The organism is Rathayibacter sp. AY1B5 (assembly GCF_002932795.1).
Lineage (GTDB): Bacteria > Actinomycetota > Actinomycetes > Actinomycetales > Microbacteriaceae > Rathayibacter.
The window spans coordinates 66,322-90,392 of the sequence record NZ_PSWM01000014.1 but is presented as its reverse complement, the minus strand read 5'-3'; the positions used below and the strand labels follow the sequence as shown (position 1 = coordinate 90,392).

Below are 24,071 nucleotides of genomic sequence, written 5' to 3'. Positions count from 1 at the left end.
CGCCAGCACCCCGGCAGACAGCGCGGTCCAGATCGTCATGCTCGAACTCGGCACGGCGTGCAGCCCGAAGGCGAGCCCCACTCCGCTGCCGACCAGCGCCTCCCCCAGCGCCTCCCGCAGCGTCGCCCGCGCCCGCGCGTGGCGGCTCCGCACCGTCGCCGCGCGGAGGGACAGGATCTCGCCCGCCTCGGCGAGGGAGAAGCCGTCCCAGTAGACGAGGGTGATGATCTCCTGGTCCACGGGCTTCAGCTGCGCGATCGCCGCGCGGACCTCCTCCGCGGCGTCGTCGGCCGGCGCGGGCGGGGTGACGCGCAGCTCCTCCGCCAGCCGCTCGACCAGCGCGCTCCTCCGAGTCGCGGTGCGGCGCTGGCCCGAGAGCACCCGCCGCGCGACGCCGAACGCCCACATCCGCGCGCGCGTCTCGTCCTCGGGGATCGACCGCTCCTTCCGCCAGAGGATCAGCAGGGTGTCGCTGAGGAGGTCCGCGGCGTCCTCGGGGCTCGCCGTCCGCCGCGCGAAGTAGCGGAGCAGGTCCGGCGCGTCCCGCTCGACCAGGGCCGTGATCTCGGCCTCCCGGTCGCGCGCGGGCGAGCGGACGACGCTCCGGGGCATCGATGCAGCCGCCTCGCCGGTGCTCATCACAGCTCTCCCGTGCAGTCGGTGCTGCCGCCCAGCCCGCCGTCGCCCTCGACGATCACGCCCTCGGGGAACGTGTCGAGGATGTGGTCGTCCGCCGCGGTGATCCAGGCCCGCCAGCGGATCGTCTCGTCCGAGAGGCCGGGGCCGTCGCTGTTCATGTCCGAGGCCAGCCAGGCGGGATCGGTCGTGTAGGCGACCGCGTCGTCGTGGATCCGCTGGCCGACGCCGCTCCAGTCCTGTGAGCGCAGGTAGTCGGTAGCGGAGGTGGTGACCTCGCGGTAGTCGATCTCGCCGTTGAAGTAGTCGATCGAGCAGGTGACGGCCGCGCCGGCGTCGGTGACGTAGCTGATCAGGATCGTGAAATCGGGGACCGAGCGGACGTCGGTGCCGGCGCTGGTCGCCAGCACGAGACCCGGGACGAGGAGGACGGGAGCCGCCAGCCACCACGCCCTCGACCGCGCTGGGCGGCGGGGTGCGTGCTCGCGGGTCTCGGCGATCACGGCGCGCAGGGCGGAGCGGACGCCGGGCGCTCGGTCGTCGGCCGCGGGGTCGCTGCGGGAGAGCAGGTCGTCGAGTGTGCGTCGCGTCATCGGGTCCATCCTTCGTCGGTCGAGCGTCTACCGAGTACATGGCCGGGTGGGGCTCGAGCGTTGCACGGCGGGCGAGATCATGCGGCTGTCCTGCCGAGCGGATCGGCCGTTCGGGGGTCTTGATTGAACGGCATTCCACTGAAATAGTGACGCTGCTCGCACACAGGGTGCGAACGGCCGCCGCTCCGCTCATGGAGTCGATGCTCCGGCACAGGCGCCAGCACCAGACGAGGCCGCGAGGCCCCCGACGACGAGGACCCGACGTGACGCTGCCCTTCGCTTCCTGGAAGCACCCCCGAGCCGCTCGAGCGGTGGCCGCCGTGTCGGCCCTGCTCCTGGTGGGCGCCGGCGCCCTCGCCTCCGTCACTCCGGCCGCCGCGGCAGCGCAGACCGGATGCTTCGACCCCGCCTCGGGTGCCCTGCGTCCGGTCGCGTCGTCGGTGCACTGCGGTCCCGCCAGCGAGATCGCGGTCGCCTGGACGACGGATCCGACGTCGGCCGATGCCCGCACGGCCGCTGCGTCGTCATCGGTCGGTACGGGTCCGCGAGGGGCGACCGGTCCGCGGGGAGCGACGGGTCCGCGAGGCGCGACCGGTCCGCGAGGGGCGACGGGGCCGCAGGGCGCGAAGGGGGCTCCGGGTGCGAAGGGCGCGACCGGCGCGACCGGCGCGAAGGGGGCGACGGGAGCGAAGGGATCGACGGGAGCGACGGGGCCGCGGGGCGCGACGGGCGCCACGGGTGCGGCAGGTGTGGAAGGAGCTACCGGGCCTGCGGGCGCGGAGGGTCCGGCGGGAGTCGCGGGAGCGGAGGGGGCTCCGGGTGCGACGGGTGCTGATGGTGCGACCGGTGCGACCGGTGCGACCGGTGCGACGGGTGCTGATGGCGCGACCGGTGCGACGGGTGCTGATGGCGCGACTGGAGCGACGGGTGCTGATGGCGCGACCGGTGCGACGGGTGCCGACGGAGCGACTGGAGCGACGGGTGCTGACGGAGCGACCGGAGCGACCGGAGCGACTGGCGCTGACGGGGCGACCGGAGCGACCGGAGCGACTGGCGCTGACGGGGCGACTGGAGCCGCGGGTGCCGACGGCGCGACCGGCGCGACCGGCGCGGACGGTGAGGCGGGACCGGCCGGTGCCGACGGTGCGACAGGCGCAACAGGCGCAACAGGCGCAACAGGCGCGACCGGAGCGACGGGAGCGACCGGAGCGCAGGGTGCCATCGGAGCAACAGGTGCGACCGGTGCCCAGGGCGAGACCGGCGCCCAAGGCGCAACAGGCGCAACAGGTGCGACCGGCGCCCAGGGCGCAGCCGGCGCTGACGGCACCGCGGCCTGGTCGACGGTGACGCAGTGGAGCGACCGGACCGCGTACCGAGCCGGCCCGCCGTCGAGCGTCGTCGCGTTCGGAGGCGGCGCCTATGTCGCCGTGGCCGACAACCGCGCGGTCTCCCCGGCCGCCGGCACCGGGGCCTGGGTGCAGATCGCGGCCCCCGGAGCCCGAGGTCCGGAGGGCATCGTCGGCCCCCAGGGTCTGCAGGGGCTCCAGGGCCTCCAGGGCGCGCGCGGCGCTGACGGCACGGTCGGCGCTGCCGGCGCGACGGGCGCTCAGGGCGTGAAGGGCGACACGGGCGCCGCCGGACCGCAGGGCGTCAAGGGCGATACCGGTGCCGCCGGTCCGACGGGTGCTCAGGGCGCGAAGGGCGACACCGGCGCGACCGGACCCCAGGGCCCCGCAGGACCCGCCGGCGCCGCTCCGGAGGACACCTCCCTCGGCTTCCCCGAGGGCTGCACTCCCGCCGGTTCCCCGCTCATCACCTTCGCCTTCGACGCCACGACGATCGCCGTCGACGGGAAGGGCTTCTGCTCCCTGACGGAGTACCTGGGCGGTCGGGCCGACACGACGACCGTCGTCGACATCGACACCGCGACGATCGCGACCGAGCTCGAGAAGGCGCTGAACGCCCGATCGGTGATCCCCCACGTGACCGTGCAGCTCGGCGCCGTCGGCACGTGCGACTCCTCCACGGCGCCCTGCAAGCGGCCCGGCGGGATGACGTACGCCTTCGACTCCGTGACCATCGACGCGCTCAGCATCAGCACGACGGGAGACGGATCCGCGACGTTCCCCCTCATCTGGAAGAAGATGACCGTCTCGAAGGAGGGCTCCCGGCTCGATCCCGTCGTCGACGCGATCGGCAACGAGCGCTCGACGTCCCGCGGCAGCCTGGGGGTGTCGTGCCGTCCGTCCGAGGGGATCGTCCGGACCCTGACCGTGTCCTCGCCCGGCTCGACGAAGCCGATCCTGTCCACCGCCGTCCTCGGAGGAGCCGAGTGCTTCGACTTCACGCCGGCGGGCAGCACGATCCTCCAGCCTCTGAAGACGACGATCGCCGATCCTCGAGGCGACCTTCTGAGCGTCGCGGAGGGCACCACCCGGCGCGTCGTCCTGACGACCACCGACTCCTCGACCGGGACGACGAGCACCGTCGACCTGACGGCTCAGCGTTCCGGGACGATCAGCGGCGGAGGTGTCAACGGCGACCGGCTCACCGTGACCTGGGTGCCGCTTAAGGTCGCCCAGACGATCACCCCGGCGAGCGGCAGCCCGTCGACCTTCTCAGCGGACTACACGAAGCAGTAGGGCCTGGCGGCGGCGCTCCTCAGGCGGGGCGCCACTCCTCGAGGAACTCGGCGACCGTCTTGGTCTCGAGGTCGAGCTCGACCTGACCGAGGAGGTAGTGGGCGTCGGTGAGGTCGGCCTTCACGCGGATGATCTCCGCTCCCGTGTCGAGGCGGAGGACGACGAGGTCGTAGGGCGCGAGGATCCCGCTGCCCAGCGCCATGTCGATGGTGAGGCGGAGCCGCCCGAAGCGCCTCAGCTGCAGCTCGGCGCGGAGGTGCTCGGCGGCGACCCCGGGGGTGTCGGGAGTGGGGTCGGGCATGGGGGAGACGGTACCGAAGCGGGGGTGGCAGACGCCTGGTCGCCTAGGAATAGCGGAGTCGTGGCGTGAGCCGCTGTGAGGCGGTCAGTCCCGCAGACCGACCGGCACCGCCCGGCTCTCCGGCGCCTCGATCAGGTTTTTCGCCACCGCGGCGGAGAGGTACGACGTCGCGTCGTGCCGACGCAGGGTGACGACCGAGGCGACGGCTCGCACCGCCAGGACGATCGGAGCGAAGCTCGGCCCTGAGGCGAACCAGTCCGCGACCGCGACGCCGACCTCGGTCATCGGGATCAGCAGAGTCATCGGATCGAGTCGCCCGCCGCCCTGGCCCTTCAGAGGTCCGGACGCCCGATGTAGCTCCGTGACGCGCGCCTTGTAGGTGAGGAGCGCGTCCTCGAGCTCGCGGCCGTCCTCCGCCTCGGCGACGGCGAGCCGCACGTCCCGGAGCCCGTCGAGGTAGCGGGCGAGCAGCTTCTCCTTGCTCTGCCGGAAGGCCACGATGTCGTCGAAGGTGGCGTCCGGATGCGGCTCCGGGATGTCGTAGAGCGTGAGAGCGAGTGCACGCTGGTCGGAGGCGTCGTCGATCGCGAACAGCGCCTGGCGGGCAGTCGCCGTCGTGGCCACGCCGTACTGCCAGCCCTTCGCCTGGCAGAGACGCCGGCCGCAGATCGCGAGGAGGGCGGGGACCAGGTTGTCTCTGGTCGCTCGGAACTGGGATCCGTCGCGAGAAGCCGGCCTGAGGTAGTCGTTCTCGACGAGCCAGTGCTCCAGTTCGTAGGGGAGCTTGCGGGCGAACAGCCTGTCGGACTGCTTCCAGTCGTCGGTCGTGAACGTGTACCGCTCTGCAGCGCGGATGCACTCGCTGACGGCCCGCTCTCGAGTCGATTCGTCGAGGTCATCGAGGTGAGCGGGGACCCACCAGCCTCGCTCCTTCATCTCGGCCAGCGTCTCGGTGCGCGGGAATCCCCGTGGAGCGATCGTCGAGAACCGCTCGCTCAGCAGCAGGGCCTTCTTCATCTCGGTGTCGGGCGGAACGATGAGCGGCGACAGCAGAAGGGTGTCGTCGAGCGTGTGGTTCATCGGGGCTCCGATCGTCTGGCCGGTGGTGCTTCAAGCCACTCGTATCGAGATGTGTACTCCGGCGTCACTTCTGTCACGGACGCACGCGACGGGGGCCAGGAGTACTCGCGCCCTGCTTCTGGCCGATGCCGCGCGCATCTGCGGCCCTCGCCCTCCTGCTCGGGGTGGTGGTAGCCCTGAGAGTAGGCCCGACGCTCCGATCCGGATAGGGCCGGAGTCGCTGCTCCTCAGGCGGGCCGCCACTCCTCGAGGTACTCGGCGACCGTCTTCGTCTTCAGGTCAAGCTCGACCGGCCCGAGGAGGGAGTGCGGGTCGGTGAGACCGGCCTTCACGCGGATGATCGCCCAGCTCGGGTGGAGGCGCGGCCCGACGGGCGAGAGGCGGAGGCGCCACGTCCCTGGCGCCACCACGATCACTTCGCTGCTGCGGTCGGCGAAGCGGCGGCCGGGTCGACCTAGTTGCTTGCCGAAGCGCTCGGGTTCGAGAGTCGGAGCCGGCGAAGACTTTCGGTGGAGTCTTGCAAGAGTCATGTAAGACGTGTTAGCTTCGTGTTATTCGAATCCGACCCACCATGAAGAGGAAAAAATCATGTCTGACTATGTGATGGTCCCCGTCCCCGAGAGCCTCGTGATCCCCGTGATGCGCCTCATCGCCGAGCACGACTCCGCCGATGAGCGACTGCGCGGTCGAGGATCCGCAAGAGTCGTGGATCACGACGACACGGAGGCCGAGGATTCGCGAGAGTGGACCCTCGAGGAGTTCGAGGTTCTGCGATCCGGCGAAGCGAAGTCCATCAAGCTCTTCTGCGAGGTCCTCGACGTCCTTGCCGCGGCGTCGCCGTCGGCGGTCGCCCTCGAGGACGTGGCGAAGGTGACCGGCGTCGAGCCGCTGACCATGCAGCGCGCGTTCGGCCGGGCAACGGTGTGGATGAAGAACCGCATGGGCGGCGACACCCGCTGGCCGATCTTCTGGCCCGGCGACGGCTGGGCGATGACGGAGACCAATGCCTCGCTGTGGAAGTCGCTCGCTGAGTGAGCGGTGGAATATGGTGATTCTCGTCCTCCGTGCCCGAGGCCTCGTGTCCGCTGGTGATTTTCGGGGGCCGGAGCCGGCCGGCCGCCGCTGGGCTGTGGGTGCGAGGTCAAGCCGCGCGGGCCGAAGCGCTCACGATCGCTTCTCCTTTCGCGTCGGAGCCTGAGGTCAGCACCGCGGGGCGGTATGGAAGCGGCGGCGCGAACTTCTGGATGCGGCCAGTGGGATCACTGGAGACGAGTTCTGAGACGCCAGAACGGATCCGCTCTTCGAGCCCGCGCGACGATCTGCTCCCAGATCATCCGCTCCTGCTGACAAGCGCGTTGTCGTGCGCCGCCAGCTCGCCCACGAACCACTCGAGCACCTCGATGAGTTGCCGTCGAGCAGTCCGGTCGGCGAGGACTTCGAGATCGAAGGATGGGCGCTTCTCCAATCGGTCGGCGGGCAGGTCGACGCCGCTGACCGCGTTGAGGCGGCTGAGCAGCGCCTGTCGGAGCGTGACGGAGTCGAACGGCGGTCGGCTCCGCATGTGCTGGAAGACGACCTCGACACTGCCGCTCGGGTAGAGCGTCAGCGGCCAGATGCTCTTCGACGCCGGAGTGGAGCCGCGTGCGACGAGGAAGCACGACTTCTCTTCCGCGGCACCGAAGTCCAGGATGCCTCCGAGACGTTCCCACTCGTCGAGGAGCTCGACGAGGCCGTGGACGGTCGACGGAGCCTGCCGGTCGGCCACGCCGGCGAGGAACTCGGCCCGCTCGATGTTCCCCTCGTAGAGCGCGGAGTCGACCGAAAGCCCCTCTTCCGAGGAGAATGCGCTCCTTGCAGTAAGGGATATCGTGGATTCGGTAGACCGCTCGCAGCGATTGCTGCACTCGACGTGCGCTCACGTATCATGCAAGTCGAAAATTTGATGGAGACACGCTTTGAAAGCTGTGGACGCGAACCTGCTGGAGCTGTTGAAGAAGGCTGATCGTTTCGTCGTACCGATTTACCAGCGCGTGTACTCCTGGGGCGAGGCAGAGTGCGGACAGCTCTGGACCGACATCACGCGCGCCGGCGCCCGGGACGGGCTCAGCAGTCACTTCACAGGCTCGATCGTCTACATCGAGCGAGGTCAGGGTACCCGAACATCGAGCGAGCCTGACCTCCTCATCGATGGGCAGCAGCGTGTGACGACGGTGACGTTGCTGCTCGCGGCCCTTGCTGCTCGTCTGGATGAGCTACCCGAGGGGGATCGGGAGCCGGTGGCGGGGTTCGCTCCACAGAAGATCCGCGGACTCTACTTGACGAACCAGTTCGAGTCGGGGGACGGTTTCTTCAAGCTGATCCTGTCGCAGCGAGACAAGGAGGCGCTGAAGGCTGTCATCCGAGACGCGCCGCTACCGGCCTCGGATTCCCGGGTGATCAGCAACTACCTATATTTCGTGGACCTTCTACGTGCAGCTACAACCGACGTCATCGTCGACGTGTGCCGTGGCCTGGCCAAGCTCGTCGTGGTCGACGTTAAGCTGACCCGGGGCACCGATGATCCGCAGCTCGTCTTCGAGTCGATGAACGCAACGGGCAAGAAGTTGTCCCAGGCTGATCTGATCCGGAACTTCGTGCTGATGGATCTGACGCCCTCTAGGCAGGAGCGTCTCTACGAGGACTACTGGTTCCCGATGGAGCGGCAGTTCCAGGGAGCCGACGAGGGCCGGTTCGACGAGTTCGTACGTCACTTCCTCACCGTGAAAACCCTCGCGATCCCGCGCATCGACGAGATCTACGACGCGTTCAAAAGCTACGCCTTCGACCAGGAGCGGAACGGGACCACCCGCGATCAGCTGGTAACTGACCTGAGCCACCATGCCGGCTGGTTCGCTGCCATGGCGCTCGGCGCGGAGACGAACCTGGCTCTGGCAAAGCGCTTTCGCGAGCTCGACCAGCTGGCCACGGTCGCCTACCCCTTCCAGCTGCGTCTGTACGCGGACTACGTTGCCGGCGTTCTCGACAGTCGAGCGTTCGTTGAGATCCTCGACGCGATCATCGCGTACCTGTTCCGCCGCGCCGTATGCCGGATCCCCACGAACAGCTTGAACAAGACCTTCGCGACCCTCGCCTCCGCCATCGACACGGAACACTACGTCGAGAGCGTCTGCAGCCGTCTCCTGACACTCCCGGACTATCGGCGATTCCCCACGAACGAGGAGTTCGAGGAGGCCCTGAAAACCTCGGACATGTATCACCTGAAGCGGCGCGGCTACTTCTTCCGCGAGATGGAGAACCACGGCCGGAAGGAAGAAGTCTCCACAGCGGAGTACACCATCGAGCACATCATGCCCCAGCACGTCACCCGCGCCTGGCAGCAGGAGCTCGGCGCCGACTGGGAAGCCGTACACGACCGCTACCTCCACACGCTCGGGAACCTGACGCTTACCGGCTACAACCCGGAGTACTCAGACCGGCCGTTCCACGAGAAGCGAGACATGCAAGGTGGTTTCCGCGACAGCCCCCTCCGCCTCAACAAGGGACTCGGCCAGATCGAAGAATGGGGGGCAGCGCACATCGAGCAACGCGCCGCCTCCCTCGCCGCGCAAGCAGCCACAATCTGGGCGACTCCTGCGCTAGAGGAGCCGGTACTCGCCCAGTACCGAGAGCGGTTCAGCGACTCGCGCCGATTTGATTGGTCTCAAGCTCATTCCATCCTCGACGCTCTCCCCGCCGGGCGCTGGACGAGCTACAACAACCTCGCCGAAGCGGTTGGAACCGGTGCGCAAGCCATGGCAGGGCACCTCGCTGGATGCAGCCGGTGCGTGAACGCCTATCGCGTGCTGACCTGGGACGGCACCATCGCTGAAGAATTCCGCTGGCCCGACGCCGAGGACAAGCGTGATCCCGCAGACGTACTCACCAAGGAGGGGCTCACGCTCATGGGAGGACGGGCTGACCCTGAGCAGCAGATCTCCGCCGAGGAACTCCTCGCGCTCATCGGAGAGGACGAACGGTAGTACCTTCTCTGGCCCTCGAACTGTTCCCGAGGAAGTAGCGCGACCCTTGGCTGAAGTTGAAAACGTGCCGTTCAGCTCGTCCGTTCGTTTTCCCGTGCTCGCCCCGCTTCGAAGGACGTGTCGGCGCCCTATCGCGCTCATGACTATGGAAGCTGGTGCCTCAGCACAACCTGGACTGTCTCGGTGATGCTGCGTGATCGGTGGTAAATGGGCAGGAGGGCTTGGCCTCCTTGTGTGGTGTGGATGTCGCCGTACATGTCGAATACGGCGATGGGCTCAAGATCGCGCAGGAGCACCCACAGGTGCGTCAGCCCCTGATCTTGGAACACTTCATTCTGTTCGTCGCGGAACCAGCGTTCGACGAGATCTTCGAGCGATCGGAGACCTCCTGTGTCTCCTGCCCAGTTGATGTTGTCCGTGACGCTGGGGTCGGTGGGGCGCTGACCTCGGATGGTCCATGAACGTCGCTCGTTGACGACGGTAGCGAGGACCTGGGCGATCACTCGGTGAACGATCGTGATGCTGGTCGTGGGAGGAGCAGGGGAGGGCGGGGTGAGCATCAGGCCGGCCTCGACGCGTTTCACGATCTCGTGGGGCGATGCGGCTGCGAAGACGTCATTCCAGCTGCGGTGGAAGAACGGATCTCCGACGATGTTGATGCCAGAAATGCGGTTGAACAACACCTGCTGCTCGGCCGGCGCTTGCGGGGCATAGACGCAGAGCGAGGAACCGACGACGTCGTGGTCGGTTTCGGCTATCCGAAGGGCCGGATTGCGTCGTGCGATCTCGCTCGCGATCCACCAGGCCTGCGTCTCGATGTATCGGTCCGCTTGCTCGTCAGGCATCAGTTCCCCGCAGCGTGGTAGCGGTGGCGGCCGGTGAACCACAGTCCGGTTTGCACGGACTTGCGGTACGTGCCTAGGTACCCAATCGGTTTCACGATGACGTCGACCTTCCACGACTGCACGCCGGCGACCGGGAGCTTGTCGCCACGATTCTTCAAGTCGACATACCAGGAGTCCGCTGCCGACGTGACAAAAACGGCCTTTCGGTGCTCGGCCGCCACGGGCGCAAGGTACGCCGCCAGGTCCGGTTCGCCGCCTTCACCGAGGTGACCTGTGAGGTGGAGCGAATCGCCCGGATCGAGGGTGAACCATTGGTGTTCGGTTGCCTGCGCAGAGGTCTCGAGTTGCCGTAACCACTGCTGCCAGCGTTGGGGGAGCGGCCGGCCGCTTGTGATCGACGTTACCGAACTTTGGTTCGGCGTTCCGACAGGAAATCGGTTGCGCCGAAGAAGCAGCCAGCCGAGGTAAATATCGAGGTTTCCGTCTGCATCCCACACGTCAGAAATCAGTTTGAGGGTTGGATCGTCGGTCGGCTTGCCCTCGTCGTACCACCAAGCAAGGCCGAGGTCGGGGCGCGTCCATCCGAGGCGACGCAGCAACAGGGTTTGTAACGCGGCCCAATAACCCCTCGATTGAGGGTGCGGATCTCCGTGCCGCGGTGCGGCCGGAACCGCTCGCCGACTGTTCTCCGTGGCGGCAGCACTTAGCGTTTCCGGAACGCCCCAGAACCATTCGAACTGACCGCCCCAAGATATTGAAGACTGGTCAGCATGCCCGTATTGGCGCGGGTAAACGGTGCGTTCAAGGACCAACTGCTGCCTCCGTAGTTTCTGCGAGCACATTTCGAGCTAAGGTTATCTAGGAAGCGAACATCCTGTGCACGGTCGGAGTCAGTCGTGCCGATCCGCGCCGATGTAGCGATCTCCTCGTCAAAGGCCTCATTCGTCGAGCGCCTTCACGAGGGCGTCCTGAGCGTCGCTGTAGAAGATGAATGAGACTTTTGTCGCGACGTCGTCGCTAACGTCGAGGAGCTGGCGGCGGGCGGACACCGGAAGTAACAGGGAAGTAGCGCCCTTCTCCATCGCGTGTTCGGCGAGCTGTGCGGCGTTGAGCACTATCTCGACACCACCGCCAAGCGACAGGTTACCGACGGTGATCAAGCCGCCGCGGACTGACCGCTGGAGTATCGCCGATGCGAGGGCGAGCAAAATAGGAAGGCCGAGGCCAGCGCCGGTCTTGGCGGCGTCGAGCGCTCGGACTTGAGCGGTGAGGTTGTGCTCTCGAGGGTCGCGGTCCCCGACGAGCTGTCGGGCCTGCGCGATGAGGTTCTGCTCTGCGACCTTGAAACTCTCACGGAGAGAAGCAGGAGCCGCCTGGTTGAGCAACCCGCGTGCGCCCGAGCCGGGCGTATCCGCTGCCTCGATTCGGTAGAGGCCCGGGCCGACGTCACCGCTGCCCTCGGAGATTGCCCACACCTGGCCAGGTGGCAATGGGTCGAGGCCGATGGAGTCGGGACTTGCCAGTTCCGGCGTCGAAACGAACTGTTCGACGCCCTCGCCGATTCGGTAGCCGAACTGCGTGTTACGGAACTCTGCTGCGCCGATACGACGCTGCTGCTCCTTGACGCGACGACGGCACTCCAGGGCGATGCGCACTGCCCATTCGAGGTCCTCATCCGATATGGCGGTCTCGGAATCGGGGTACAGCAGCTTGAGGAGGCCGTCGACCGTCTTGTTGACGGCCGACAGGTCACGGCCGGACAGTGCGTCGGAGTAGTTGACCCGGCCTTGAATCGACGCGAGGCGCGACTGGTCGCGAAGACGCGCCCAGCATTCGGAGAGGAAATCGCTGACGAGGCCGAAGTGGCGGGTGAAGTACGTCGGGTTAAGCTTCGGGACGTCCCAGCCGGGCAAGTACGCGTGGATGCGGTCCATGAACGCCGTGTCGTCACGCATTTCAGGCGGCAACGGCGAGAGCAGGTGCCCGACACGCTGCTGGTGCGCGACGTCGACATCGAAGTTTCCGACAAGGACGATCGAGCCGTCGGCGCGGATGGATTCACGGCCGCGCGAGAACTCGCCAGACTCCATGTAGCCCTTCATGATGTTAACGCCGTCCTTCTGGTCAAAGGAGACGCCGGAGACTTCGTCGAAGCACACGACGTCGTACTGGGCGACAAGGCCGCGCTGGCCGGTGGCGTTATTGACGAACATCCGGGCGACAGTGGCCTTGCCACCTGAGATTAGGTGCGCGTATGGCGAGACCTGCTGGTACAGGTGCGATTTGCCAGTCCCACGAGGCCCGAGCTCGACCATGTTGAAGTTGCGTTGCACGAACGGGACCATGCGCAGCAGCAGGACGTCCTGCTCGCGGTTACTGAGCTGCGCGGGCTCGAAACCCACTGACCGGAGCAGAAGATGCTTCCACTGCTGGGTCGTGAACCGTGAGCGGCCTTCGGCCAGCCGCGAGAGCGAGTCGCGGGTCGACAGCTGGATCGGGCGCAGTGACCCGATGGCGAATGGCTTGCCGTTGTTCTCCTCGGCGATCGCTGCGTCGTAGAACAGGTCGACCTCGGCGTAGAAGCCGCCAGTGAGCATGCGTTCGTTGTCGCGGACGACGGCGTCGTCGATGCGGATGTCGCGAAGGCCGAGGCTGGGCAGTTCAGCGAGGTAGGCGTTCGACTTCGCGTCGAGGCGGGCCTTGACGAGGTCGATGATTTTGACGGTCATACGCTCGCGTGCACGCGACTTGAACAACTCCTCCTCACCCGCTCGTACAGTGCGGTCGGCGAGGAGGCGTCGCACGACCTGGAGTCCCTCTTCGATCTCCGCCGTATCCGTCGTGGCGCAGTAGCGCCCGATGAGGAACTCACCTACGTAGGTCGGGACGGGGTACGCGCCCTTGAACTGCTGGGCAAGATCCTTGCGGACGACGTACCCCTCGAACGTCGAGGCCGCGGTCTCGTCGATCTCGTCGAGCGTTATTGCCTCGGTCATTCGGAGCCTCCTACTGTCGTCTGTGCTTGGGCTCGAACCCCACCGTCCGAGCCGAGAAGCACAACCCACGCAGCAGTTCCACTGGGAGCTTGTTCCTCGTCGACGAGCACTTTGATTTCGCCCGGCTCGACGGACATCTTCGGACCACCAACGGTGCTCAAGGCTTCACCGGGACGGAGCCGGATCTCGGCGACAATGCCGGCCGCGGCGGGAACGTAGTCGATACGGCACCGCTGGCCCGTCCACCGGACGGCCTCAATCTGCACGGGCGCTGCGGCTGCGTCGCCCCGCGTGACTGTGACCACGGGGATCACGCACTCCTGGAGGCTCATGCCCCCGTGCTCGTACAGACGACCTGCTTCAAATGCCGCAGCTCCCGGTGCACTCACCATGTCGACGGACGAGTCCCACGTCCACGGCACGACTGGGAAGTCTGGGCGCGCTGCTGCATCCTTCAATCGAGCCACACGTGGCTTGCGCGTTGCGTCCCCTACTGTAATCTGCAAGGGCAGGGTGACCTTCTGCGCTGGCAGGCCAGGCAACAGGAACCCATGATCGGTGACGATGACAACCTTTTGCCACCCCCCGTCCAACAGCCCGCGAACGCGCTCGACAACGAGGTCGAGCTGCTGGTCGACGAGGTCGGCTAGCGCGTGTCCGTGGGAATGGCCGAGCGAGTCGATCGAGTTTGTCTGCGTCCATGCCTTTCCCCTGGGGTTGCCGACCTCGGCGGCCTCCCACTGGAGGAACTGAACGCCCGCGCTCGCGAGCGCAGAGCGCAGGACCGCGCCCTTGAGGGATCGGCCCTGGTCGTCGGAAGCGTCGAAGGCGGTTCCGCCGCCCACGGCGATCATTATGGGGGCGACCGCCGGCTGCCCGGTCGGCGTGACGCTGGGGAATGCGGCTAGCCGAGTCTCTACGGCGGTATTAAGCGGGGACAGTCGCCGCGCCACGCGTGTGGCCAGGTCGAATCGCAGAGCGTCGACGTAGACGACGGCGGTCCCCGTTGCAATGTCGAGGCCCGCCTCTCCGGGGTAGCCCGCCACTGCCATCTTTTGGAACGCCCGCGCCGACTCATCGACCCATGAGTCATAGAGCGCTCCGAGCGCAGAGGCCACAGCTGTTCGGTCTTGCGCAGTTTTGGCCTCGGCGATCACACGCAACGCGAGGTCGTCGATTAGGTGGCCTTCATTGCCATACCAGGCGGCCTGGACCTTGAGGTCTGACGACGAGGATGCGGTCGCGACACGATCGGCTAGTTCGGAGAGGTGTCCGACGACCCGCGCGAGCGGCGCCTGCCCGAGAATTGCCCAGACGTTGTCTTGTCGCGCCGAGTGCGCGGTGGCGAGGTCGACAATCCGGCCACGTGGGTCCTGGTGGGTTGTGAGCGCACCGAGTGCAACCCGCAACGCCTCTTCGTGGTCGCGGTTCCATGAAGGCCAGGAGTCGGGGTGGGGGTCGAACTCTCCGAAGAGCGGCACGACAGCGGGACGCGCTTGGTCAAGAAGGCCCGGGAGGTTCGGGTAACGTACAGGGTTCTCGGCGAACCGCTGCCACACAGCATTCCATTCGCCAGCTCGGCTTCCGAGCTTGCTGGCCGCTGTGAGCACTCCTTCTTTGTCGGGGCTGAAACCGTAAGTTTCCTTACAGGACGCGACGAGTGCCTTCCACCGCACGACGGTAAGCGAGGCGCGTGTGGCATCGGGCTCGTTCATCCAGTCCAGGAGAGTGCGAACGTGGTCCACGAGTACGAGGTGACGCAGCCGCGATGCATCAAGCCGCCCCTTGCGCTTGAGGTCATCGACGTCTTCGAGAAGAAACTTGTCCAGCACCTCATCCAGAGCCGCCTTCGTCGCGACGTCTCCAGCGAGGTCGAGCCCGGCGCCCTGCTTTGACGCGAGGAACGAGTGTGGCGTCCACGGCGTCTGGCCGAGCGCGGAAGGCCACCACCTGGAACGGATCGCGATCTCGGCGAGCGGCGCGAGCGAGTCGTCGAGAGCGGAGGCGTCAGCCACGGAGCCGCGACTGACGCCGGGCAGGTAAATCACCCACGGATTACGCTCGTCATGCCGCGCGAGGTGGCCCGGGAGACCTGCTAACTCGGGGGCAGCGAGCACAGCTCGGAGCCAGAGCGCAGGGCCGCGGGCAGACTCGGGGTCGTACTCGCCGAAGACAAGGATGGGCACTGCCTCCTGGAGGCTGCGGACTAAAGGCTCCCACGCGCGGTCAGGGTCGGCCCACAGAACAGTTGCAGGGGCAGAGTTGGTCCCTGCATTGAAGGTGGCGGCGTCTCGAAGAGCTTTCGCAACGACGGCGCGGACGAGCGTCATCCCGCAACCTCCACTCCATGCCGGGCCGCTCGACGCTCTTCGAGTGTCGGGTGCAGATCGTTGTGCCGCTCCGATCCGTCGGGGTTTGCCCCGCGGTCCTTGCGCCAATGAACGTTGACTCTGGACCGCAGCGCGTCAGCGTGCACAAATGGCCGGATGTTGAGTCGCACGCCGTCAACGAGATCAGGCTCCCAGCCGATCGGCTGCTCGGCCATGGACTTCCACCGCACGTAGATGTCGTAAGGCGGTGCACCTTCGAGGATGAGCTGGAGCCTGCGCTGGAGCTCCTCAGCGGCGGCCAGCCGCGCATCAGCTCCCGCCCGCTCGGCGCGAGCTTCGTGTTTCTGCCGGTCGATCCATGCGCCCAGGGACGTAAAGGTCAACTTTTCCAACGTACGCCGGTTCAGCTTGTGATAGTTGACGATTGCTGAGAACCCGTCCTTACGACCGTCCCAGATCTGCCACAGAAACGGCCGGCTGTCGAAGACTCTCACGTGCTGAGCAAAGAACTGGTCGCGCAACCAGTCTTCGAGTTTTCCGTTCTTGCCGCCAGCTTCGATTACTATCTTCCGTTCAAGAACACTTGACCAGTCACTCCCGAACCCGGCTGAGAGCAGCTCCCTGAGCCTCGTGGCGAGGTCGGGCTCGCCCGGAAGAGGAACGAGCGCAGCGATGCCGTCGGAGTCCGCATATCGATTTAGATGGTCGTCAACCTGCCGCGGCCATCGGTACCCCAGTAGTCGAGCAACTCCCACCTGGAGTGGATTCAGGGAGTTTGGCGGTGACCCCTCAAAAATCCACTGCGTGGGATCAGACGAAGCGGGTTCTGCCAACGCACTCATCGCGTCGGATACGGATTGCCAGTAATCCAAGTCAAAGGGGACTTTTGCAAGGGTATTCGCTGTGACGCCAAGGCTAGAGTCAACCTCGCGAACGCTCTTGGCAAAATCGGGGGAGCTGCAGAATGCCCACACCGCGGGCAGATGTTCCCGCTTCTTCGGAATGATAACGGCGCACACGTTCTCATAGATCTCACCGGTGTAGATGGTGCACGGGAGCGCACCGGTCTTACCGACTGCGACCCCAGGTTGTCCCCATGCCAGTTGACCGGCGATCGTTGCACCTTCCAGAATCGCCGCATCCCGCAGGGCGCCGTTACCGTCCTCCCACAGGAGAACCCGTTCCCGCCCGGCGTACAGTGAAGTCGATGCCGGTGGTGCCTGCTGAAGAGCCCATTTGTTCGAAAGTTCGGGGAGCTCCCAAAAGTTACGGCGGTATCGAAATGAGTCGCCAGTCGTGATGCCCCCGAGGGCTGAGGCCAATGTCGACAGAAGCGGAAGGCCCCGGCCCGACCGGAGCACGATCAGTGCGTCTTCATGTTCAAGCAATTCTGCGCTAGTCAGCCTCACGAGAGGGCCGCTTTTCAATGCCGCCGCCTTATCAGTGGACGACTCCGGCGAATCTACGAACGTCACTGCGACATCCTGACTGCTACTGTGGAGCACCGAGAGCGCCACCTTGACCACCTCACCGGAAATGCCACTGAACGCACCGCCACCGAGCAGCGTTACTAGCCCAACTCGCCCGTCTTGCAGATAGGCACGGCGCATCTCCCGGTAGCGCCCGAGTTGTAGCCAGTTCTGTGGGCTAACGACGGCAATCGAACCACCGTTCTCCGTGAAAGAAATAGCGCGATCGATGAACGCTGTAGACAAGTCCTGCGACGTCCTTGGGTAGGCAAAATCGAGGAATGAGCGAACCGCCTCAGCCTGCTTGCTGCGATGCAGAAATGGCGGGTTAGTTGCGACGAGCGTGTAGGTGCGTGAAAGCAGCAGCGAGGCGTGAGCGACATCCTCGGCCGTATGCCCCAGTACGGTCTGGTCGATATGCTCCCGTTGCAATGCCGCGTTCAGAGCTCTGCGAGTAGCGGCCCAATCGATTGCGATCGACATATCGCGACCGAATAGAGACGCATCCCTTGGCGTTGCCCTGACATCGATAAGAGAGCCAAGGGTATCCGCGTTACTGAATAGCGAGTGAAGTCTGCTGAGTGATGCTCGAAGCTCGTCATCTGATCCTGCGTACGCCTCCCAGTCGGCCAACCCGCCGCGCACCGGCACGCCCGAACAAGCTATCTGCGGAGCTGGGAGCTCCCGGAACCCACCCTGCTTCCAAGCCTCGAGCGCGACATTGAATGTCGCAAGCTGAGTGCAGCGCGGGTCGAGTTCGAGGCCGTGAAGGTTGTCACGGAGAACGGCGTCCTGCGCCTCAGTCGGCGTTAGGTCCTCCTCCTCGGCACGCATGCGCCAGAGCATCCCGAACATGGCGACGAGGAAGTGACCAGAACCGCAGCAGGGGTCTATCACCGTCACATCAGCGGCGCGATCAGGCCAGTCTAGGAACGAGCCGGCCGCCGGAGTGCCGTCTTCGTTGCGGCGGAGGTACCCCCATGAGGCAACGAGCGGCGACTCGGGGTGACGCACCGCCCACCATGCACCAAGCGAATTCTCCAGCAGGAAGCGCACCATATAGTTCTCGGTGAACAACTGGGTCACGGGCGAGAGGTCGGGCCCGCCGATTTTGACGCCCAGATCATTAACCCGCTTCTTTTCAGCCGTCTGCCAAAACTGGTAGACCCAGCCGAGTGCGTCTTCGGTCGCGAACACGTCGGCCGGAATCTCCAGGAGCAGTCGCTCCAGCGCGTTTCGATGTTCGGCTGCGAATCGCACCTGTACCGCCGGATTCGTGAGGCGAAACACGCCGGGCAGGATCTCGGAGGCGAAGCGAGCAGCCACCGCCCATGCGTCGGGCTCGTCAAACTCGGACGCGAAATCGCCACAGTCCTCTAGTGACAGAGAGATGTCGCGGTACTCCGGGTGTCGAAGGAGACCATTGACTTCTAGGAAGCGAGCGAACAGCAAGCGATGCCACTGCTCGTAGGCCACGTCGTGGATCAAGTGGGTGAGCGACGCACCCGCACGTGTGGTGTCATCGCCGAGCTGCCGTGCCTTGTCGCGCAACGTGAGGCGGAGCTTGTTGTGTTCGTCGCTTAGATAAGCCGGTCTGCTCGGCTCGCTGACCGCGAGTGCGCGTAGGGCGTCTTCGGCCGCTCGCTGTGCCGCATCACGAGCGCGTTGTGTTTGCGTGTCGAGGAACCGCCGCTGGTCGGTGTTCAGGACTGTGGTCGTTGCCGTCGTCATGGTCAGCCCTTCACCACAACGGAGTCGTTGCTGCCCAGGGCGTCGAGAAGCTGAGCACGCAAGTTGCCGATGTATCGGTCGACCTCGTCCGGGCTGCTCAAGCTCGCCGTCGATACCCTCACCGTGGCCGTCTTGGCAGTAGGAGTCGTGAGTCGGAGAGCCGCCTCAAGTGCGCGTGAGGCTCGCTGCGGGATGGCGTCGAGTTCAGCGGTCCACCCCTGGAGCGGTCGGGCCTGCGCAGCCCCCAACACAGCGGAAGGATCGGCTAAATTTGGCTCCGGCTCCGTTGCGAGGTGATGTTCCGACAGGAGTGCCTCGCGCTGCGCCTCATTGAGAGCCGTCCACGAGGCTTGTTGTTCGATGCTCTCGACAGCCTTCGCCCGGGAGTCACGCAACGCTGCCGCCGCTTCATGGATCGCACTGCGAAGCGCATCGGCTAGGTCCTTGACGATTGGCGCGACGGGATCGGAGTCGGCAAGGAGATCGCGGCTCGCGACTAGCGCGTCGAGACGGCCCTGAGCAGCAGACGCGGTGTCTAGCCCCACGGCAGACGCCGCAAGCGACCGCGCTAATTCAATCGAAGGCGTCCGGCTCTTGCGTCGACGCTCAAAATCCCCAAGCCGGTCGTTGAAGCTTATGAGGTCATTGCTCGCGGCTAGCAGGGCATGCGCGCGGTCGTTGCCCGACGTACTCACGATCTTCCCGATGTTGCCGGGCACAGGGATGTCTGGAAGCGGTGCGGGCCCACTCACCGCCCGTGCGCGATCGACGAGCGACTTGACGGCCTGTTCGGCTGCTAAGACGAGTCCGTCGTTGTTGGTCGGGAATCCGAGAGTGCTCAGCACCTGACGCGCCTGAATCTTTTCGGCGGGCTTGAGAACCGTCACCTCGCGGCGGAGCTGCACGTTGCCGAGGCGGGTCTGTTTGAGCACGTCGGCCGTGGTCGCGTCACTGCCGTTCAGCGTCGCTCGAATGGCCCCGGTGTCGAGGAGTACCCCGAGGGCTGCCATGAGCGCGTCTCGGGGCCAGCCAAGCGGCTTCGAGGTAACGGCTTTTTCGACGTCGCTCGCGGATGTTCCAGCCGAGCCGATCTGATTGAGAACCTGCTTGACGACGCGGTGTTGCTCCGGGTCGGCATCGTGCTCGACGGCCTTGAGTGCGTCGGCCGCCGATCCGCTCCTCACCCTTGCGACGACCTGCGGCCACCGGTTGTCGTCGGCTTCGGAGAACCGTGGGAACAGGCGGGTTGCGGCGTCCTGCGCGCCGGCTTCGATCCGCTCACGCAGGCTGAGCCCGTTCGGTGCTGTGCCACCACCAAGAAGCACGTTTGCCCTGGAGTTCACATTCCGGACGTGGGCGTTCACCTGGTCGGTTGCGCGGTTAAGGCGGGTCAGCATTGCGCTCCGGGCCTGCTTGCCCTCGTCGTCCTGCGGGATGCCCTGCTGGTCGATCACGCGCTGGGCGGCAATCTTGTTGCGGACCGCTGCCGCAAACGCCGGGGCCTGGATGCGGGGAAGGTGAACGAGAACGATCGGCGAGTCAACACCAAGGCTGCGCGCGGCTTCGTCGAATTGCTTCGCAGTGATGCCTTCATCCCACTCAGAACGAAGCCAAACAGGGATTGCCTCGAACTCCGGCGGGAGCGAGGCGTCGACGTGGAGCGCAAGCTTGCGTGACGCCTTGGCGCGGCCCTGCTGGATTGTGACAGGTAGCGACCGGCTCATATCCGCAAGTAGCAGCGAGTCACGCTCGGTGCTCACTTCGCTGTCGGTCACCTGCGCGTGGTGCCTGCGAAAAGCCTCGTCCCACTCGCGGCCCGCCTTGGTCTGGAGACGGAACTCCTGGCCATCTTGCTGGAGCACACCCTCCTCGGCAAGAGCTTCGAGCACGGCAGGCACTTGCTGCCGAAGCTGGTCGCCATCGTGGGCAAGATCCTCGACGAGCAGGTCGACGAGATGGTGCGCCGTCGCACGTACTCCGATGTCTCCGTGCCCCGATGTCGGTAAAAGACCGATGAGGTGGATGAGGCCAAGGATGCGGCCACGCAGTGCTTCCTTCTGCCCCTGCTCATGGATTAGCGACTGCGTCTCCTTCAGGAGCAGCCCCGCACCGTTTAAATCTTCGTTCTTTTGCGCATACAGGAAGTCGGCGCCGACCACGGTGCCCACGATCTCGGGTGCAACCTTGCGGTTCGCCTCGTGCACGATGCGGAGCTGGGAGCGCAGCTGACCGGCGCGGCCGGCGTCGGCCTGGCGGAGCACGCTCTCCCAAAACCGGCGGCGTACAGGAAGCAATGGGTAGTCCTCGGCCAGGCTCTTGTCGTCAGCAGCGGTGTGCTGAATCTTGCTGCCGATGAGCTGCCGGGAGATCTGCCCGGCGACCGATGACAACGTGCTGTCGAGATCGGGCTTCTTGGCAGGCTCCTTGCTTAAAAGCACTCGTCGGACGACGGCGTCGACGTCCTGGTTCTTGAGGACGACCTTGACTGTGAAGCGGTCTTGGATCTTCTGGAGGGTCGAATCGGCTGTCAGTTCCTGCTGCCCGGTGGCGACGAGCAGCACGCGGCCGTCGAGATCGCGAGACACCGACTCCACAAGGTTTTGCACTTCCATGGCGCGGCCCCCGTCGCCGCTGATGTACTGCTGTACTTCGTCGAGAATGATCAGCGACGGTGGGATTTGACCGCCGCCGGCGTACTCAAGAATCTTCTTGAGCAGCGCGATGGTCTCGTCCGTCGAGAACGATCGCGTGTCAGGCGGGAACTGGCTGCGAAGGGCGGCGCGCATTTCCTTGGCCGATGCTGCGAACTCCGGGTCTGACGCGAGGACGGCATTCGCAAGCAGCGTGCTGAGATTGTACTCGCCGAGTTCCTCAATGAGGTCACCGCCATTGGCCGCGATGTGGTCACGGACGGCGTCGAGGTGCCCCCTGCCCGCGAGCCACAGCGCCACCTGGGCGGGCGCGACGCGGGTTGGCAGTCCGGCCGCTCCGAGGACGATGGAGAGGAACACCGAGTTGAGGGTGTCGCCGCTCCGGTCGAGCGCGCCTGCGGCAGCCCACGGGTCCGCACCGTCGCGGCGGCCGAGCGTAGTCAGCTCCGTCAATTGGTCCTGGATGCCTTGCGGCATGTTGGTCAAACCCCGCGCAGTCGCTCCGTTCGGGAAGTTCGTGTCGGCCCACAGATGCTGAAGCACTCGAACGAGGTGGGACTTGCCGCTGCCGTAGAACCCCGAGACCCAGACTGCGGGCTGCGTCGTTCGGTTCCGGTGGCCGGTGTAGGAGTCGAGGATGCGCTGGAGGCCGCGCTCGTACTCGCCCTCGCAAACGAAGCTTTCCAGCTCGTACTTGAGGACATGCCACTGGTTGGAATCCTCGGGACGGTCGACGTTGGTAACACCGTCGTTCGGAATCTCAAAGCTCAGCGGAGGCCGAATGAAAAGGTTGTTGTTAATCGTCACGCGAGGTCCTTCTGCGGGTCGATGACGCGAGCGCGGTAGTTAAACCCGTCACGCGCGTCGAGCAAGCGAAATGAATGAGTTTCCGGGTCATGAAGCCCCGGAAAGAGCACGAGGAGGCGGCCGGTCACAGCGGGATCGACGGACTTGATCACGCTCGACGCACGCAAGAACGGGAAGATCGAGCCGATCCCGACCAACGCCACGACGGTGTTTGCGGGAGCCTCCTGCAGGGTCTGCCGGATGCGAGAGACCAGTGACGTCTCGAACTGGTCCAGGATCGACTGCGTGAGGTCGGTTGGCTCGTCGTAAAAGGCCTCAGCGTGCCGGTGTGTGGATAGCCAGCACCCGAAGTCATCAGACACGTCCAGCATGATCCAGCCATGAGCCGCTTCGGTGGTGGCCAACTCCATGCCGGGCAGCGCATGGCGCATCGGGCGTTCGAGGTCGGGCGGGTAGACGAGCATCCAGACACGCTCCCCGCCGGAGACATTGTCCCGCCATGTCAGGGACAACTCCGCCTGATAGGCATCGACGAGATCAGAGACACGACTCATGCGCCACCGCCGAGGGCCGGGAAGGACACGTCCACGACGTTGCCCGCCACGAGTAGGTCGAGAAGTCCGTGGGTGTGCGCTTCCTTCAAGGCCTGCAACGTCCGGCCGGGCGCGATTCCCAGGATCTGCGACCACGGGTTGTCCAAGACACCGAGTCCACGCCGACCGGCGAGGTGCCCCAGATAGGCCGCATAGGCGATGGCCGCCGGGTGGATCTCCACCTCGGTGCGCACCTTCTTGGCGCGACCGATGAGATGACCTGTCTGGGTCCAGCAGGCACCGGTGTTGCGGCCAGTCTTCTCAAGCGTTGACTCTGACATTTCGTTGCCGAACTGTGCGGCAACCGCAGCGGTGAGGTCACCCGATGTCACTCTCGCCCCTGCGGGCAGATCCACAATTGCGGTAAACGAAGCGCGAAGTACCTGGTCGCGCGTGACGGCCAACAAGCCCGCGAGGAGCGGGTGCGACACCGGGTCGATATCCCAAAATCGCCGCAATGCCGTGAACTCCGGGCGAGCCGGATCGAGGAAGTACAGCTCCCGCAGATGCCGGAACGACCGTAGCCGACCAGCCAGCGTCGGACGACCGAGGACGTTACCGTCTACTACTGCTTCACGGTACTGCTCAGCGGCCGCATTTGCTGGCACCTCGCGCAGGAGCTCGATCAAGTGAGGAATGCCAATGGTGTGGCTGGCGGTCGTCCTCAGCATTCCGAGGGTGAAATCGCTCCCGGCGATCGAAGAGCTCGTCATCGCTGGGGTTCCCCTCACTTGCACGCGCACTGCACCGTCTAAAAATCTGCGTTTGAACCTGTTGCGCCCCGGACTCCAGCGCCGGCCTAACTTCAGCAGGAGCCACCGACATTTGAAGCACCCATCGGTCGTTCACCCCGGTGACGGCTCCACCCCTGCGCACCCTCTCGTCCACTTCGGAGATCTGAAACTTCCAGAGGCGCCCCACCTTGTGTGCAGGCGTGTGCTTGTCCGCGATCCAGACGCCAACGGTCTGCTGGGTCGCCCCACGATGGGCTGCGATGTCGTCGGCTGACACCCAGGGCGCGCTCACGAAGGCACCGTCTCGACTGGTTGAGGCAACGCCATGGTTTCGACCCTATCGAAAGCTGCCGTTTCTAGCGGTTTTTCCCCGTGCGGTCGTGTTTGGGCGCGGCTCTTCCAGCAGCGGGGCAGCCAGCGCCCGAGCAACGGCAACGATGGAGGTCTGGAAGTAGTTCACAGCTCGGCCCCCGATCGTCGTGCCACCCGTCAACAGATCGACACGGTAGGCGGATGCTCCGGTATCGATGAATGCTCATTTGTGTTGGGCCAACTGTCTTATGACGATAGGGATGCGTGACGTCTCATCGGTCGGCTCCGCGCTGCTTCCGTTGTGGTGAGTGGCGCGGTGCCGTGGGTCGCGC

At 65.6% G+C, this 24,071-nt stretch carries 17 protein-coding genes; 3 read left to right on the top strand and 14 right to left on the bottom strand.

Translation table 11 applies throughout. The features are described 5' to 3' along the window. Both C5D44_RS18085 and C5D44_RS18080 read right to left on the bottom strand, forming a co-directional pair. The coding region (locus C5D44_RS18085; RefSeq protein WP_181118491.1) for an RNA polymerase sigma factor at positions 1-612 on the bottom strand (612 nt) is incomplete at its 3' end. 26 nt (positions 613-638) lie between these two features. Next, entirely contained in the window at positions 639-1,229 is a 591-nt protein-coding gene (locus C5D44_RS18080; RefSeq protein ID WP_104281623.1) for a hypothetical protein, read from the bottom strand. 1,343 nt (positions 1,230-2,572) lie between these two features. On the opposite strand from C5D44_RS18080, the gene C5D44_RS18310 reads away from it, so the two are divergent. Continuing rightward, positions 2,573-3,871, top strand: a complete 1,299-nt coding sequence (locus C5D44_RS18310) for a hypothetical protein (protein ID WP_219815340.1) — start codon at positions 2,573-2,575, stop codon at positions 3,869-3,871. Between the two features lie 19 nt (positions 3,872-3,890). Here the strand turns inward: C5D44_RS18310 and C5D44_RS10450 are convergent, their stop codons facing one another. The 3 genes from C5D44_RS10450 to C5D44_RS17745 form a co-directional block, all read right to left on the bottom strand. Beyond that, positions 3,891-4,172: a hypothetical protein gene (locus C5D44_RS10450; protein WP_104281621.1), complete on the bottom strand. Its 282-nt coding sequence runs from the start codon at positions 4,170-4,172 to the stop codon at positions 3,891-3,893. 84 nt (positions 4,173-4,256) lie between these two features. Further along, the gene (locus tag C5D44_RS10445) at positions 4,257-5,252 is read right to left on the bottom strand and encodes a hypothetical protein (protein WP_104281620.1); all 996 of its coding nucleotides are present in this window, start codon (positions 5,250-5,252) and stop codon (positions 4,257-4,259) included. Between the two features lie 227 nt (positions 5,253-5,479). Further along, positions 5,480-5,782, bottom strand: coding sequence for a hypothetical protein (locus C5D44_RS17745; protein WP_146088027.1), 303 nt, complete (start codon positions 5,780-5,782; stop codon positions 5,480-5,482). Between the two features lie 58 nt (positions 5,783-5,840). Here C5D44_RS17745 and C5D44_RS10435 point away from each other — a divergent pair, with 58 nt between their 5' ends. Further along, complete coding sequence (locus C5D44_RS10435) at positions 5,841-6,287, top strand: hypothetical protein (protein WP_146086093.1); 447 nt, start codon at positions 5,841-5,843, stop codon at positions 6,285-6,287. Positions 6,288-6,582: 295 nt separating this feature from the next. Here C5D44_RS10435 and C5D44_RS10430 read toward each other — a convergent pair whose 3' ends face one another. After that, on the bottom strand, positions 6,583-7,017 hold the full coding sequence (locus C5D44_RS10430) for a hypothetical protein (protein ID WP_104281618.1): 435 nt from the start codon (positions 7,015-7,017) through the stop codon (positions 6,583-6,585). A gap of 199 nt (positions 7,018-7,216) precedes the next feature. On the opposite strand from C5D44_RS10430, the gene C5D44_RS10425 reads away from it, so the two are divergent. Then, positions 7,217-9,271, top strand: coding sequence for a DUF262 domain-containing protein (locus C5D44_RS10425; RefSeq protein WP_181118490.1), 2,055 nt, complete (start codon positions 7,217-7,219; stop codon positions 9,269-9,271). A gap of 143 nt (positions 9,272-9,414) precedes the next feature. On the opposite strand, the gene C5D44_RS10420 is transcribed toward C5D44_RS10425, so the two are convergent. The 8 genes from C5D44_RS10420 to C5D44_RS10385 all read right to left on the bottom strand — a co-directional run bounded on the left by C5D44_RS10420 (position 9,415) and on the right by C5D44_RS10385 (position 23,406). Then, positions 9,415-10,116: a hypothetical protein gene (locus tag C5D44_RS10420; protein ID WP_104281616.1), complete on the bottom strand. Its 702-nt coding sequence runs from the start codon at positions 10,114-10,116 to the stop codon at positions 9,415-9,417. Further along, positions 10,116-10,715 (bottom strand): hypothetical protein, encoded by a 600-nt coding sequence (locus C5D44_RS17740; protein WP_146088026.1) that lies wholly within the window; start codon positions 10,713-10,715, stop codon positions 10,116-10,118. The genes C5D44_RS10420 and C5D44_RS17740 overlap by 1 nt, the downstream gene beginning before the upstream one ends. Positions 10,716-11,054: 339 nt before the next feature. Further along, positions 11,055-13,112 carry a protease Lon-related BREX system protein BrxL gene (brxL, locus tag C5D44_RS10410; protein ID WP_219815339.1) on the bottom strand — a complete coding sequence of 686 codons (2,058 nt, stop codon included), beginning with the start codon at positions 13,110-13,112 and terminating at the stop codon, positions 11,055-11,057. Then, positions 13,109-15,442 carry a BREX-1 system phosphatase PglZ type B gene (gene pglZ / locus C5D44_RS10405; RefSeq protein WP_104281614.1) on the bottom strand — a complete coding sequence of 778 codons (2,334 nt, stop codon included), beginning with the start codon at positions 15,440-15,442 and terminating at the stop codon, positions 13,109-13,111. Before pglZ ends, brxL begins: the two co-directional genes overlap by 4 nt. Continuing rightward, positions 15,439-18,642, bottom strand: coding sequence for an N-6 DNA methylase (locus C5D44_RS10400; protein ID WP_104281613.1), 3,204 nt, complete (start codon positions 18,640-18,642; stop codon positions 15,439-15,441). Before C5D44_RS10400 ends, pglZ begins: the two co-directional genes overlap by 4 nt. Positions 18,643-18,644: 2 nt before the next feature. Next, positions 18,645-22,100, bottom strand: a complete 3,456-nt coding sequence (gene brxC, locus C5D44_RS10395) for a BREX system P-loop protein BrxC (protein ID WP_104281612.1) — start codon at positions 22,098-22,100, stop codon at positions 18,645-18,647. Beyond that, positions 22,097-22,654 carry a BREX protein BrxB domain-containing protein gene (locus tag C5D44_RS10390; RefSeq protein ID WP_104281611.1) on the bottom strand — a complete coding sequence of 186 codons (558 nt, stop codon included), beginning with the start codon at positions 22,652-22,654 and terminating at the stop codon, positions 22,097-22,099. The genes brxC and C5D44_RS10390 overlap by 4 nt, the downstream gene beginning before the upstream one ends. After that, the gene (locus C5D44_RS10385) at positions 22,651-23,406 is read right to left on the bottom strand and encodes a hypothetical protein (RefSeq protein ID WP_181118489.1); all 756 of its coding nucleotides are present in this window, start codon (positions 23,404-23,406) and stop codon (positions 22,651-22,653) included. The genes C5D44_RS10390 and C5D44_RS10385 overlap by 4 nt, the downstream gene beginning before the upstream one ends. Positions 23,407-24,071: the final 665 nt, after the last annotated feature.